This window comes from Candidatus Roseilinea sp. NK_OTU-006, from assembly GCF_012931985.1.
GTDB lineage: Bacteria > Chloroflexota > Anaerolineae > J036 > Brachytrichaceae > JAAFGM01.
Window position 1 is genome coordinate 101596 of record NZ_JAAFGM010000006.1, and the last position, 13726, is coordinate 115321.

Sequence of the window (13726 nt, forward strand, 5' to 3'; positions counted from 1 at the left end):
GTGTTGAGGATAATTCCAGAAAGATCAGGGTAAAACCCCAAGGAGGTTGACGAGTGTTCTACTTCGATCCGCTCTATTTCGTGTTCGCGGTCCCGCCGTTGCTGTTGGCGATGTGGGCGCAGTGGAAGGTTCAAAGCACCTTCGCCAAATATGCACGTGTGCCGACCCGCTCCGGCGTGAATGGCATTCAGACGGCCCAGGTGCTCATCAACCGGAATGGGCTGAGCGTCGGTGTGACGAGCGTCCCCGGCCATCTTACCGACCACTACGATCCACGCAGCAAGACGGTGGCGTTGTCGCAGAGTTCGCAGCAAAACTCCATCGCGTCTGTCGCCGTCGTCGCTCACGAGTTGGGCCACGCTCTGCAAGACAAAGAAAACTACGGCCCGCTCAAGCTGCGCGGGGCGATCGTGCCCGCCGTGCAACTCGGCGGGTGGGTCGGTCCGATCCTGTTCATCCTCGGCCTGATGCTGGCGTCCGAGCCGCTGATGTGGGTCGGTGTCATCGGCTTTGGCCTGGCTGCGCTGTTCGCCATTGTCACCTTGCCGGTGGAGTTCGATGCAAGCCGCCGGGCGCTGGCCATGCTGCAAACTAACTATCTGCTCACCGATCAGGAGTTGCGAGGCGCGAAGCAGGTGCTCGATGCCGCTGCGCTGACCTATGTCGCTGCGGCCGCGCAGGCGCTCACCACGTTGCTCTACTACATCACGCTCATGGGTCGCCAGCGCGATTGAGGAGATCGGGGTTGAAGCCGGAATGCAACAGGGCGGATGTGAATCATCCGCCCTGTCTGTTTTTAGCGTGGCGCGCTTCCAGCCGCGTGGCTGGGGAACATCAGTCGGCGCATCTCATCGGGCTTGAACCAGAAGTTCTCGAACATCTCGATCACATAGGCGATATGATGCGCCGGCAGCGCCACGAACAGCTCGCCGCTGGCGACGTGATTGAAGCCCCGCCCGCCGCCCTCGCCCAGGGCGAACACCGTGTTCTGCGTGTGCCACGGCGCGGCGAACAGCGACGAACACGATGATGGCCCCAACTCGCCGTGAGGCAACGTCCCTTCGCGCACGCTGGCCGCGCCGGCGATCTGCATGGCGCGCTGCGCGTCGGTGATGATGCACAGTAAGTCCATCGGCACGTCCGCGTCGAGGTCGCGCAACGGCGCAGCGGCGATGGCAGCAATTGCTCCAACCGGCAGCGTGTAGCTCTGCTGCTTGTTGCGCTTGGCGGCGACCGGCGTGAAGAAGCCTTGGGCCATCGTCAGGTATTCGCCATCGCAGATCAGGCTGCCGGCCTCCTCGTGCGGCAAAAAGCCGAGGTGATACTGGCCGACGTAGCAATCGTGCTGCTGCGCATCCACGTAGATCTTCTTGCCCCGCTCGGCGTGATGCAGAATGCTGCACACGGGCACGCGCGCGGGCTGGTAGCCGGGCGGCGGCGCGGCATCACAGTACGTCACGGCGACCGGCTCGCGCTTGAGTCGCACTTGGTTCATCAGGATGTCATACAGCCGGGCACGGTCTACCGGCCGGCCGGCGGAGAGGGAACGCCATTCGCGCAGGTTCATAGTCTGTGTCTGTCCAGAAACAAAAGCGCGATCATTGCGGCTGCCCCGTCGAACTCAAAACACGAACGGCACAAAACGCTTGGTGCGCGCCATGTAATCGCGATAGGCCTCGCCCAATGCGCGCGCGAGCAGCGCTTCTTCGCGTGGCACGCGCACGGCATACGCCCAAATGAGCATGACCGCGCTGATGAGCGCTCCGAGCCATGTGCTCAGCATCAGGGCAAAACCGACGCTGCTCAAAAAGCCGCCTGTGTAGGCCGGATGGCGCACCCAGCGATATGGGCCATCGCGCACCACCACATGACCCGGCTGCACGGCCACCTCGCCCACAAAGTAGCCTCCCAGCGCGCGCTGCGCCCACAGGCGCGTCCCCCATCCCAGCGCCACCATGAGCACGCCGGCCCACACGATGCCATCGCGCATCTCGCCACGGACGACGCCGATCTTCAAAAAGCCGCACGTCAAACGCGCAGTCAGTCCGATCAGCAGCGCCAACCCCAAAGGCGGAAATAGGCCCTGCGCGCGCGCCGTCGCAGCGCCGGCCGTCCGCTTGCGCCGCGATTCGGTGGCCATAAAGCCGAACTGCATCAGCGCAAACAGGGCGGCCAGCCCCACAGACGGGAAGACCCCATCCGGGCCGATGAAATAGGCGTAGAGAGGATCATCCGCCATGGCTGCGCTCACCGCTGCGCGGCCGTTGCCGCCAGTGCTTGCTCTACGGTATCCGGCGTCACTTCGCGCAGGTTGTGCTTGATGGCATAGACCTCGACCTGCGCGCGCAGCTCGCGGCTGGCGCTGATGCGGCTGATCCACGGGATGCCTTCGAGATGTCGGTCGAGCTGCGCCCGTGCTGCTTCGCTCCACACCAGCCGGCTCGCTGCCGTCAGCGGGTTGGCCGCCTCTTTGGGCTGGCCGGCGGCTGCCACGTTGTCGAAAGGCAGGAAGTTGAACACCAGGTCGTAATAGCGGTTCACCATCTCTTGCACGATGTAGACGACGCCGCTATAGCCCATGAACGGGGTGCCCAGCGCGCGGCGCACCACTGCGCCGGGGAACGCGGCAGGGATGAAGTGCGTCGCCTTGGCCTGCGCCTCGGTCAAGTAGATCTTCTCGTTCAAGCTGCCGAACAAAAAGGCCGGCTGCTTTTTGTGCAGCGTCTCGCGGATTTGGATGTTGTCCATCTCGCCGGGGCGACGCGGCCGACCGCTGGCGAAGTGCAGTTTCATGCCAAGCTCGTCGGCTAACAAGCGCACCAGGCCCTCGGTGTAGCTGCGGCCGGCCACAACAGCAAACTCGGTCGTGGCGAACCAGTCGCCCTGGGGGCCGCGCCAGAGGTCCCACAGCGGCGCGAGCGTGGTCTGCTTCTCGCGGGCGATGAACGCATCGGCCTGTGCGCGCGTGCCGAGCAGGTCGCCGAGCTGCTGGATGAACTCCGTCGTCTCACGGATGCCCATTGGCGCGAACAGATAGGGTCTGCCCAGCTCCTTGGCCAGCGCCTCGCCAAACTCGCGGTACATCACCACGTTCACTGCGCCGCGCGATAGGCGCGGCGTATCCTCCAAGGTCGCCTCGAACGGATAGACCAAGTTCACCTTGCCGCCGGCGCCCTCGATCAACCGCTTGATCTCGTGCAGGTCGGCGGGTGAATTGAAGCAACCGTAGGTCGGGCCGATGATGTTCACCATTTGCGCGTCGTTCGCCGATAGCGGCGCAGCGCGCTCGCGCCCGAAGCGATTCCACAGCCAAAGCAGCGCGCGGTCGCGGCCTTCCCACTCATCGCCCTCTAGTGACTGGCTCCAGAAGAACGGCACAGGTGGATCGAGCTTGCTCAGCCAATCGCTGTGATCCGACGAGATCATCTCGCTCTCGGCGGTGCTGACCACGATGAGCGTTTTATCGGGGTGAAGTGATCGCAGCGCCTCAACCGCTCGGCGCACGGCGCCGGCTGTGCCGAGCAGGGTTACCTCTTGCTCGCGCATCACGCTGGGCGTGATGTTGTGAATATGCGGGATGGCATCGGTGTAATCGGGCACAGCCGTGGCGACGAGGTTGAAGCAGCCGATGGGCGCATCGCAAATGAGATGCACGTCGGGCAGGGTGCACATCGTCCACACGGCGGCCCAGTAGCCGCTGGTGCTCTCCAGGTCGCGGATGAGTTCGATGGGCGCGCGCGACTGATCGGCGGCCGGCGCGCGATTGGGCAGGTCATTCAGGTCGGTCATAGCAGGGGCAGTCTATACGCCGGAAGGCCGGGGCTAGTCCATCGTGTTGATCGGCGCCGGCCCAGCAGGCGCTGTTGGGCGCGGGCCTTCAAAGAACTCGCGCATCCACGCATAGCGCGGGGCGCGTTCGAGCGCGTCGCGAATGAGTTGGATGGTGCCGGCCAGGCCCGCGCTGAGGAAGAGCGGTCGCACGCTCAACATGTTGGTGTAGTACATGCCGGGAATGCCGCGTTGCTTCGCTTCGGCGCTGAGCGGCGTGGTGCCGAGCACCAGATCGGGTTGGTATCGGTCGAGCGCGCGCACGTCTTGCTCCAGTGTTTTTTGGTAGACGATCTCGCGCGTGCCGCGCGCTTTCAGCCATGCCTCGTCGGCGGCGGTGTAGAGCGATTTTTGAATGCTGGTGCTGATGTAAGGCACTTCGGCGCCGGCTTCCACCAGCAAGCGCGCGTAGAGCAACTCATTGCCCTCGTAGCCACACACCATCACTCTGCCTCGCAGCGGGAATTGGCTGATGATGGCCTTGCACTTGTCGCGCTCTTCGGCGGCCACTTGCTCCGCCAGTTCGCCATCCAGTTTGAGCGCGGCGGCGACGGCCTTGATCCAGTTGTAAGTCGCCTCGGGGCCAACGGGTGCGCCGCTGATGATCGGCACGCCGGCCGCGCGCAAGGTCGCCACGCTGCCGCCGTAGAACGGATGCACGGCCGCGATCGCGCCCACCCGCCGCGCCAGCTTGTAGTCATCCAGGTTGCGCGAAGGTAACGTGGCTGCCAGGCCGCCCCCCAGCCGTTTGAGCACCGCATCCACGGAGATCGGATCGGCCGGGAAGACTTCGCCGAGCATGATGACCTTCCGGCGCAGCGCCTCTTCCTCCTCGTTGCTGCCATCGTAAGTCAGCGGCCGCTCCACGCCATCTTCCGTGGTTTCTGTTTGGGCCGGCGCGTATCGCTTGAGGAGGGCATTGATGGCGACATCTTTTGCTTCGGGATGTGAGTGAATCGCGTAGGCGGGCACCCGTACGAGGATCACGTCCACGCCGTTGATCTGCCGGGGCAACATCTCTTCGGTCAGGCCGGCGGTCTCGGCCACGCACAGCGAGATGGCCGCCACCAGCTTGGTGCCGGGCATCTTGCTCGCCTCGATGCACGCCGCGATGGCCGCCTCGGCAACGTTGCCGGCCACCAATTCTTTCGTGCCGAAGGCGGGCGCAGCGATGCTCTTGCGTGCGGCGTAGAAGTGCGTGACGAAAGTCAACCCGTACAGACAGCCGGTATCGGTCACCATCGCCGTCTGCACGCCATCAATGCGGGTGAGCACGCGCAGGCTGCCGAAGGCCGGACACATCGTCTGTGGGGTGAGGTTGTGGTCGGGCGAGACCGAGTGGCCCGTTTGAGATTGGAGATCGGAGACCGAAGATTTGCTCCGCGTCTCGATAATCTCAGGGGTGATCAAATTGCCTTCTGGAACGGTCAGGCTTGCCATGAAGTGTCTCCTCTTGTTGAGCGGTCACTAGGGTATCGAGCATCGGTGATTAGGTCGGGCGGGGTTGAAGCGCGGCAGTTTGGGAATGCGCGAGCATCCAGGCCGCCCAGGCAAAGCCGGCGTTGGAGGTTGGAGATGGTGCTGATGATCTGCTCGCCCCAGTGCGCCTCCAGCGGCTTGTTCGGCATACCGGCAATGCCGCTGAGGGCAAATGTGATGATCAAGTTGAGGGCGAATAGACCGGCGGCCAGGCGATTGCGTCGCTCGAGCGCGCTGTGGATCAGCAACGCCGCCGGGGCCACGTTGGCCATGGTTGAGATGCCGATCGGCACGAAGACCCAGGTGCGATCCGGCCGGGGGAGCGCCAGCGCGAGCGCGAACGCGGCGATGCCGCCCAGCGCCGGCGGAAGCCATGCCAAGGTGCCGTGGTCATCCTGAGCGCGCATGCGTTTGCGCACAAGGAGCGTCCAGGCGACAAACGTGAACCCCGGCGTGATGAGCGGGAAGAGCAATTGGCTGAGCAGAGGCACATCCACGCGGCTGATGGACATGGCCGACTTCCAGGTTGCTTTCAGCGTCCCCTCTCTTCTGACTTCTCATTCATAGAACGGCGCGGCCGTATAGCGCAGGTCGGCCAGGCGGAACTTTTCGCCGCTGTGGCCGAGCGCAGACAGGATGGCGATTTTGGCGTCTATGTCTTTGCACGGGTCGCCGAAGACTGCTTCCCAGCCGGCTTCGGTTGTCACCACCACGCCGCGCTCCGGCTCTTCGACCAGCCGGGTGACCTTCAACCCCATCTCCTGCATGATGCGCCGCACCAGGACTTTGCTGTCCTGGCTGTAGTCCGGGCTGTTCAGGTCAATGCCGACCACCGATTGGCTGTCGCGTCCCATCAGCTCATCGAGCGTGGCGCCTTGGGGCAAGTCCGGCGGCTCGCTTGCGCCGAACACGGCCAGGAACTCGTCGTATTCCAGAGGCGTGATCTTCGTCGGCGCCGTGTATTCGCGACGGTGAATCTTATTGACGAAGGCGTCGAAGATGGCATCCATCTCCGGCAACTCGAAGAGCAACTTGCAGCGATCGCTGAGCGCGCGGGCCGCCGGGCTGAAAGGAATCTTGGCTAAGATGGGCAAGCCGATGCGCTCGGCGAAGCGCTCGGCCACGCCGCTGCCGTCGTCGCGGTTGAGCACCATGCCGATCAGGCGCGTGCTGCCGCCCATGGCCTGGAAGTAGTTGACGGCGCGGGCGATGTTGTTCGCCGCATACAAGCTCATGCGGTCATGGCTGGCGACGATGATGATCTCCTCGGCCAGGCTCTTAGCGATGGGCGTCGCAAAGCCGCCGCACACCACATCGCCGAGGAAGTCCATGATGATGTAATCCAATGCCCAGTTGGCCATGCCGCGTTCTTCGAGCAGGCCGAAGCCGAAGGAGATGCCGCGCCCGCCGCAGCCACGGCCAACCTCCGGCCCGCCTAACTCCGCGCCGAAGAGCTGCGCGCCGCGCCCCAGGTCGGCTTTGAAGATCAAGTGACGCACGTCCAGCTCTTTCTCGCGGCCGGCGTCTTTGAAAAGCCGCCACTGATCGCCGATGGTCGGCAAGCTACGCCCCTCGAATAGCGCGTTGCAACTGTCATGCTTTGGGTCACAACCAAGCTGCAACACGCGCAGACCTTTGAGCGCCATCTTGGCGCTGAGATTGGCGGTGAAGAAGCTCTTGCCAATGCCGCCTTTGCCGTAGATTGCGAGCATCCGTGGGGTCATAGTTCTCCGTTACACGTTGACACGTTTATCTGAGGTTTGGACATGAGTTTGGACACGCGCCAAAGGGAACTCCCGAAATCAGGCAAAGCTCAAAACAACACCGTCGGGAGATTCGCATGAGCAAGTCTATCAGAATGCCCCGTTTTTGCAGACGCGCCTCGACGATGGCGCAACTGCTAGGCAGGCCGTCGGAATCGGGGCGGCGCTGCTGCGCTTCCCCGGCGCTGGATGGACCTTGCGGCCCGCCGGTTAGGTCAACCAGGGGGGCCGACATCGCGACACACCAGCCCGGCGGCAGCGATACCGCTTACAGACATGTCCAACAGTTTATCCGGCCAGCCGCTCCTCGGCAAGCCTGTTGGCGGTTGTTTCCAGAACAGGCAGCGCGAGGAGCGCCTCCGCATCCTCGTCCCATCCGCGCCCGCTGTGCGGGCCTTGGCCGCGATCTCGCCGGATCTCGTCCGTGCGCTCGCCCGCTATCCTCAATTGACGCATCGGCGGTGCATGGGGTATGATTCGGGCTACAGCGGATGCGCTACCTTAGCTCAATCGGCAGAGCAATCGCTTCGTAAGCGATAGGTTTCGGGTTCGACTCCCGAAGGTAGCTTCTGAGTGAGAACTCGGCTGCTGAGCGAAGCCGAGTTCCGTTTTTTATCGCGCCACTTCCCAGGCCAAGTGCTGGATCTCCGGCATGATTAACTTGTCCATGGCGACCTGCACGGCGTTGGGCGAGCCGGGCATAGAGATCACCACACGCCCGCGATATACGCCGGCTGTCGCGCGCGAGAGCATGGCGGCTGCGCCCACCTCTTGGTAGCTGAGCATGCGGAACAGCTCGCCGAAGCCCGGCATCACTTTCTCCAGCTTGCGCGAGATCACGTCGTAGGTCGTGTCGCGCGGGGCGATGCCGGTGCCGCCGGTGAACAGGATCACGCGCGCATCGGTCTCGGCGACGATGCGCTCCAGCAACGCGCCGATTTGCTCCGGCTCATCCTTGACGATCGCGCGAAAGACCACGCGGTGCCCGGCGGATGTCACGCGCGCCTCGATGAAGTCACCGCCGGTGTCGTTTTCGCGCGTGCGCGTGTCGCTCACGGTGACGATTGCGACGGAGATGGCGCCTTGCCGGGCGGCGATGTCGCGGTGTTGTTGGGTGGATGCGCTGCTCATCGTTTCCTCAGCCTCACATTGTAGCCTGCATCACCGCACCCGATTGTCCTGGCGCGGGTCGCGCTATCGAGGGAGTTCATCATGAATCAACGCGTTTTCACACTAGTGACGGCTGCACTGTTGGCGGCGTGCGCTGCGCCACCGGCGGCGCGTCCGGTTGCGCCAGCTCAACCCGCCGCCGAGCTGCGGACGGTGAGGTTCGGCTTCGTGCCGGTGGCCATCAACGGGCCGGTCTATGTCGCCGCCGAGAAGGGCTACTTCGCTGAGGAAGGGTTGAAGGTGGAGTTCTTGCCGATCGAGGGTGGTTCCGATGCCGTGGTACAGGTCGCTTCCGGCAATTTCGATGTGGCCGGCGGCGGCATCTCGGCCAGCATGCTCAACGCGGTAGCGCGCGGCATCGAATTTGAGATTGCTGCATCGCTGCACACCGAGCGACCGCCTCTGGCTAGCCCGTTCGTAGTCAGCAAGAAACGCTACGAAAGCGGCGAGCTGACTAAAATGAGCGACTTGAAGGGCAAGAAGGTCGCCACGAACAACCGCGGCACTGCGACCGAATGGTGGCTCGCGGAGGCGCTGCGACAGGGTGGGGTGGACATCACCGAAGTAGAGGTGCTCGGTTTGCCCTTTCCGCAGGTCGCGCCGGCGCTGGAGAGCGGCACGTTGGACGGCGCGATCCTCACCGAGCCGTTCGCCACGGCCGCCGAGGACAAAGGGCTGATCGTGCGCTTGACAGAGGATTTCGTGGATGGCTTCAAGCCGACCTATATCTACTTCAATAAGGGCTGGGTGACGGCCAACCCCGACCTGGCGACGCGATTCATCAAGGCGTATCTGCGCGGCGCGCGCGACTTGCAGGGCGACGCCTACTTCGACGACGCCAACGTCGCTGCCATCTCCAAATACACCAAAGTCGAGCCGGATGTGATTCGGCGCGCCCGGCGGCCGCATTTTGACCCGAACGGGACAGTATCGCTTGAAGACATCCAGACGCTACAGCAGTTCTATCGCAAGCAGGGCCTGCTCAACTACGCGCAAGACCTGGACATGTCCAAATTCGTGAACACGAAGTATTTGGACGACGCGCTGAGGGCACTAGGCGGCTCGGTGGAATTCAAGTGATTGTTGCACAGCAGCTTACGAAAGACTTTCCCGGACCCGAGGGTGTGACCATCCGCGCCCTCGGCCCGCTTGACCTGCGCATTGAGTCCGGCGAATTCGTGTGCATCGTTGGGCCAAGCGGCTGCGGTAAGAGCACGCTGCTGCGCTTGATCGCCGGACTGGATCAGCCGACCGGGGGTGCGTTGCGCGTCGGCAGCCAGACGCCCACGCTCGTTTTTCAGGGCGACTCCACCTTCCCCTGGCTTACCGTTTACGGCAACGTTGAGTATCCGCTGCGGCTGCGCGGCGTGCCCGAAAGGGAACGCGAGGTTGCGGTGATGCACCAGCTCGGCCTGGTGGGCCTTTCCGGGTTCGCCGAGGCGTATCCCTATCAACTCTCCGGCGGCATGAAGCAGCGCGTCGCGCTGGCGCGGGCGTGGGCTACCGATCCGGAGATCCTGTTGATGGATGAGCCGTTCGGCGCGCTCGACGAGCAGACGCGCATGGCGCTGCAACAGGAGCTGCTGCGGCTGTGGGAAGGCCCGCCGGGAGCGCCTCGCACGCGCAGAACGGTGCTGTTCGTCACCCACGCCATTGACGAGGCGTTGACATTGGGCGACCGCGTGTTGGTGATGTCGGCGCCGCCCGGCCGCATCATCAAGGAAGTGCGCGTGCCCTTCGCACGCCCGCGCGATGCGATCCAGCTCAAGCGCGACCCGCAATTCGGCGAGCTGGCCTATGAACTCTGGCAGTCCCTGAAGTAGAGTGGGGCGCGCTGCGGGGTTGCCCTCAATCTTGCTCGAACGGCCGGCCCAGCGCCGCCGGCGGTGCCGTGTGAATAGCGCGCGCGAGCGAGCGCCGCACATTCACCGGCAAGTAGCTCAGCAGGCGGTCCAGCCAGTCGCTCGAGGTGAGCACCAGCGCCAGGATCATCAGCACGAACGGCGCAACGGTGAACGCTTGCGTCGGCACATCCGGGATAGCGCTCTGTGCGACGCCGGCCAGCGATTGCAGCACGCCGAACAGATACGCGCCCAGCGCGGCGCGCAGCGGATTCCATCCACCGAAGATGACGATGGCCAGCGCGATCCATCCATAGCCGGCGGTGTGGCGATAGCTCCAGCCGGCCTTGAAGTCCAGCGAGAATGCCGCGCCGGCGATGCCCATCAAGACGCCGCCGATCACCGTGTAGGCGTAGCGCAGGGCAATCACGTTGTGCCCGCGTGCAAATGCGGCCGCCGGCTGTTCGCCGATCGCCCTCAACGTCAGCCCACCGCGCGTTCGGTAGAAGTAGAGCCATGTCACGCCGACCAGGGCATAGCCGGCGTATACCAGCACGTCGCCTTCGTGGAAGAACAGCGGGCCGATGAAGGGGATGTCCTGTAAAAGCGGGATGGCAAAACGCGGTGGCACGGTCGGGCCGGGGATGCGCACGTAGGGATTGCCCAGATAGGCGGAGAGGTCGCTGCACAACAGCGCCAGAACGAAGCCGATGGCGATTTGCGACTGCTTGAGCGTGATCGCGCCGTAGGCCACCACCAGGGCGATGAGCGCGCCGACGATGGCCGCGGCCAGGAAGCCGAGCCATACGTTATCGGCGGTCTTGGCAGCCACAAACCCGACCATGGCGCACAGCATGATCGTGCCCTCGGCGGAGAGGTTGATCACCCCGGCGCGTTCGGTGATCGTCTCGCCGATGCACGCGAACACCAGCGGCGTCGCCGAAGCGATTGCCGTGGCGAGGATGATGAGCAGTTGGCCGGACTCCATGGCGTTTATCCTTCGGGCTTGCGGCCGTATTTCTGCGCCAGGCCTCGGCCGAGCAGCGCGAAGAGCACCAGCAATCCCTGAATCACGCCGGAGAGTGACGACTCCAGACCCAGCGAGAGCGGAAGCTGCAAGCTGCCGATGTTCAGCGCGCTGAAGAAGAACGCCACCGGCAGGATCCACAACGGGTCAAAGTTCACCAGCATCACCACCAGCAATCCCAAGAAGCCCAGATTGCTGGAGATGTTGGGGATGAGTCGGTGGAACACCCCCACCACCTGCAGCGCGCCGGCGACGCCGGCGAACAGCCCGCAGATGAGGAACGCGCTGAGCAACTGGCGGCGCGCCGGCACGCCCAACACGTACGCTGCGCGCAGGTTGCGACCCACTGCGCGCAGGCGCAGCCCGAAGTAGGTGTTGCGCATGACGCCGATGGTGATGATGAGCGCCATCAAGCCCAGTGCCAGCGCCACGGGCGTGGCCTCGGTTCTGCCGAAGGTGCCCAGCCACAGCGACTCATCAAACGGCTGGGTGCCGCTGAGCGAGGCGACGCCCGGCCGCTTCCACGGGCCGAAGATCAGGTAGATGGCGATGCCGGTGGCGGCGAAGTTCAGGCCGAGTCCGGCGAAGATTTCGCTGATGCGGCCGTACACGTGCAGCGCGCCGGCTAGCAGTCCCCAAGCAATGCCGCCGACGCCGCCGACGAGGATGGCGAGCGCAATCGCTGCCGGTGGCGGCAGCAGGCTGGCCGTCGCGCCTTCGGGATACAGCAGGCGGAGCGTCCAAGTCGCCGCAATGGCGCCGAAGGTGATCTGTCCCTCAACGCCCAGGTTGTACAAGCCGGCGTTGAACGTGTAGACCAGGCCGGCGGCGCAGAGCAGCAAAGGCGATAGCGTGGCGATGACGCGCCCGATCTGGTCGGCGGTGCCAAATGCGCCGCCGACCATGCGGCCGATTACCGTCGCGGGCGATGCGCCGGAGATGAAGATGACCAGCGCAACGAGGATAAGCGATATGACGAATGCGCCGATGCGGTAGACGGTCGGCGGTAGGCCGGCAATAGGCGCCGGCGGGTTCATCGTCTGGGGCGCTGCGGTGCCTTCCATCAGAGTTTTCACGGACGAATCAGAATCGGCCGCCGATCATCTGGCCCAGCGAGTCGGCGGTCAGCTCTGCGGCGGCGATCGGCGGCGAGATGCGTCCGCCGCTGAACACGATAACGCGGTCGCTGTATTGCACGATCTCGTCCAGGTCGGACGATGCGAACAAGATCGCCGTGCCTTGGTTGCAGCGTGCAATGAGCTGCTGCCACACCCACAGCGTGGATTCGATGTCCAGGCCGCGCGTGGGATGCTCCATGAGCAGCACGTTGAGCGGAGAGGGCATCAGCGCCAGTTGGGTGCGCTGCTGGTTGCCGCCGGAGAGCTGCTCGACGGCCGTATCCGGCCGGCCGCGGATGTTGAACGTGGCGATGGCGCGCTCGGCTTCCTGTGCCGCTGCTGCGCGATCAATGAAAAGGCCCTTGTTCGACATGCGCAGCGCGACGTGCTCTTGGATGCTCAGGCCGCTGATCAACCCGTCGCGCAGCCGGTCGGCGGGCAGATAACACACGCCGGCCTTCAAAAATGCGCTGTAGGGCTTGCGCGTCAAATCGCGTCCGTCAACGTGGATTGAACCGGCGGCCGGATGTTCCAGGCCGGCGCAGGTCAGCAAGAAAAGTTGCTGTCCGCTGCCCTCCAGGCCGGCGATGCCGATGACCTCGCCGCGTCGCACGGCCAAATGTTCGATGCGCATCTCCAACCGGTCGCTGCGCAAGAGGAGGCCATCCAACCGGAGGATGACGTCGTCCTGGTGCGTCGTCGGCTTGACGGGCAAGGCCAACTCTTTGCCGAACATCATCTCGACGATGCGCGCCGTGACTTCAAAATGCTGATCGGTTGGCCCGTGCGCGTCTTGACCGTTCGCGCGGTAAGGGCGCAGGTTCAGCTCGCCCACCACCCGCCCCCGGCGCATCACGGTGACGCAATCGCACAGCGCTTCCACGTCTTCGAGCTTGTGCGAGACGAAGATGATGGATTTGCCCTCCTGCGCCAGTTGGCGCAGCGCATTGAAGAGCAGCGTTTTTTGTGTTGCTGAGATGCCGGTGGTCGGCTCGTCGAGGATGAGGGTGCCGGCGCCGTTGGCCAATAGGCGCACGATTTCCAGTTGCTGGCGCTCGCCCACGGTCAGGTCGCTCACGCGCGCGTGTGGGTCGAGGTCGAAATGGAACTGACGACACAAGGCGCGGAAGTTTCGCTCGGCGGCGCGCGCGTTCAGCAGCGCCGGGGTCGCCGGCGAGCCGGCCATGAAATTCTCGATCACAGTGAGCGGCGGAAAGTCCAGGGGGTCCTGGTGCAACATGCCGATGCCATAGCGCAGCGCATCGGCCGGCGACTGAATGTGCGCCGGTTGCCCGCCGAGCACGATCTCACCGCTGTCGCGGGTGATGAAGCCGCTGAGGATTTTGACCAGCGTGCTCTTGCCGGCGCCGTTCTCGCCCAGCAGCCCGTGGATCGTCCCGGCCGCGACCGTGAGCGAGACATCGTCATTGGCGTGGACGCTGCCGAAGTGCTTGTGGATGTGGCGCAGTTCGACGTTCACTGCTGAGCGGTTGATCGCGC

13 protein-coding genes and 1 tRNA gene are annotated in these 13726 nt (G+C 64.3%); 4 read left to right on the forward strand and 10 right to left on the reverse strand.

Annotation, left to right across the window (positions count from 1 at the left end; translation table 11 throughout):
• The first annotated feature begins 53 nt into the window (after positions 1–53).
• Positions 54–734, forward strand: coding sequence for a zinc metallopeptidase (locus tag GXH28_RS05540; RefSeq protein ID WP_169238025.1), 681 nt, complete (start codon positions 54–56; stop codon positions 732–734).
• 62 nt (positions 735–796) lie between these two features.
• On the opposite strand, the gene GXH28_RS05545 is transcribed toward GXH28_RS05540, so the two are convergent.
• Genes GXH28_RS05545 through GXH28_RS05570 form a run of 6 tightly spaced genes read right to left on the reverse strand, consistent with a single transcriptional unit; the run spans position 797 to position 7019 of the window.
• A complete protein-coding gene (locus GXH28_RS05545; protein WP_169238026.1) occupies positions 797–1567 on the reverse strand; it encodes a DUF169 domain-containing protein in 771 nt (256 codons plus the stop codon).
• 54 nt (positions 1568–1621) lie between these two features.
• Complete coding sequence (locus tag GXH28_RS05550) at positions 1622–2239, reverse strand: methyltransferase family protein (RefSeq protein WP_169238027.1); 618 nt, start codon at positions 2237–2239, stop codon at positions 1622–1624.
• 8 nt (positions 2240–2247) lie between these two features.
• Positions 2248–3789: a chlorophyllide a reductase subunit Z gene (gene bchZ / locus GXH28_RS05555; RefSeq protein ID WP_169238028.1), complete on the reverse strand. Its 1542-nt coding sequence runs from the start codon at positions 3787–3789 to the stop codon at positions 2248–2250.
• 33 nt (positions 3790–3822) lie between these two features.
• A complete protein-coding gene (gene bchY, locus GXH28_RS05560) occupies positions 3823–5268 on the reverse strand; it encodes a chlorophyllide a reductase subunit Y (RefSeq protein WP_169238029.1) in 1446 nt (481 codons plus the stop codon).
• Positions 5256–5819, reverse strand: a complete 564-nt coding sequence (locus tag GXH28_RS05565) for a hypothetical protein (protein WP_169238030.1) — start codon at positions 5817–5819, stop codon at positions 5256–5258. The genes bchY and GXH28_RS05565 overlap by 13 nt, the downstream gene beginning before the upstream one ends.
• A gap of 45 nt (positions 5820–5864) precedes the next feature.
• The gene (locus GXH28_RS05570) at positions 5865–7019 is read right to left on the reverse strand and encodes a chlorophyllide a reductase iron protein subunit X (protein ID WP_240550207.1); all 1155 of its coding nucleotides are present in this window, start codon (positions 7017–7019) and stop codon (positions 5865–5867) included.
• A 546-nt stretch (positions 7020–7565) separates the two neighbouring features.
• Here GXH28_RS05570 and GXH28_RS05575 point away from each other — a divergent pair.
• Positions 7566–7638: transfer RNA gene (locus GXH28_RS05575), tRNA-Thr, on the forward strand.
• Between the two features lie 44 nt (positions 7639–7682).
• Here GXH28_RS05575 and GXH28_RS05580 read toward each other — a convergent pair.
• Positions 7683–8201: a MogA/MoaB family molybdenum cofactor biosynthesis protein gene (locus GXH28_RS05580; RefSeq protein WP_169238032.1), complete on the reverse strand. Its 519-nt coding sequence runs from the start codon at positions 8199–8201 to the stop codon at positions 7683–7685.
• Positions 8202–8282: 81 nt separating this feature from the next.
• Here GXH28_RS05580 and GXH28_RS05585 point away from each other — a divergent pair, with 81 nt between their 5' ends.
• Together GXH28_RS05585 and GXH28_RS05590 are read left to right on the forward strand one after the other, a co-directional pair.
• Positions 8283–9320, forward strand: coding sequence for an ABC transporter substrate-binding protein (locus tag GXH28_RS05585; RefSeq protein WP_169238033.1), 1038 nt, complete (start codon positions 8283–8285; stop codon positions 9318–9320).
• Positions 9321–9364: 44 nt separating this feature from the next.
• Positions 9365–10063, forward strand: a complete 699-nt coding sequence (locus tag GXH28_RS05590) for an ABC transporter ATP-binding protein (RefSeq protein WP_445082643.1) — start codon at positions 9365–9367, stop codon at positions 10061–10063.
• A gap of 25 nt (positions 10064–10088) precedes the next feature.
• Here GXH28_RS05590 and GXH28_RS05595 read toward each other — a convergent pair whose 3' ends face one another.
• From GXH28_RS05595 to GXH28_RS05605, 3 genes are read right to left on the reverse strand one after another with little or no spacing between them, the layout of a single operon-like run.
• Positions 10089–11069, reverse strand: coding sequence for an ABC transporter permease (locus tag GXH28_RS05595; protein ID WP_169238034.1), 981 nt, complete (start codon positions 11067–11069; stop codon positions 10089–10091).
• A gap of 5 nt (positions 11070–11074) precedes the next feature.
• The gene (locus GXH28_RS05600) at positions 11075–12184 is read right to left on the reverse strand and encodes an ABC transporter permease (protein WP_320447922.1); all 1110 of its coding nucleotides are present in this window, start codon (positions 12182–12184) and stop codon (positions 11075–11077) included.
• A gap of 7 nt (positions 12185–12191) precedes the next feature.
• The gene (locus GXH28_RS05605) at positions 12192–13706 is read right to left on the reverse strand and encodes an ABC transporter ATP-binding protein (RefSeq protein ID WP_169238035.1); all 1515 of its coding nucleotides are present in this window, start codon (positions 13704–13706) and stop codon (positions 12192–12194) included.
• Positions 13707–13726 lie beyond the last annotated feature (20 nt).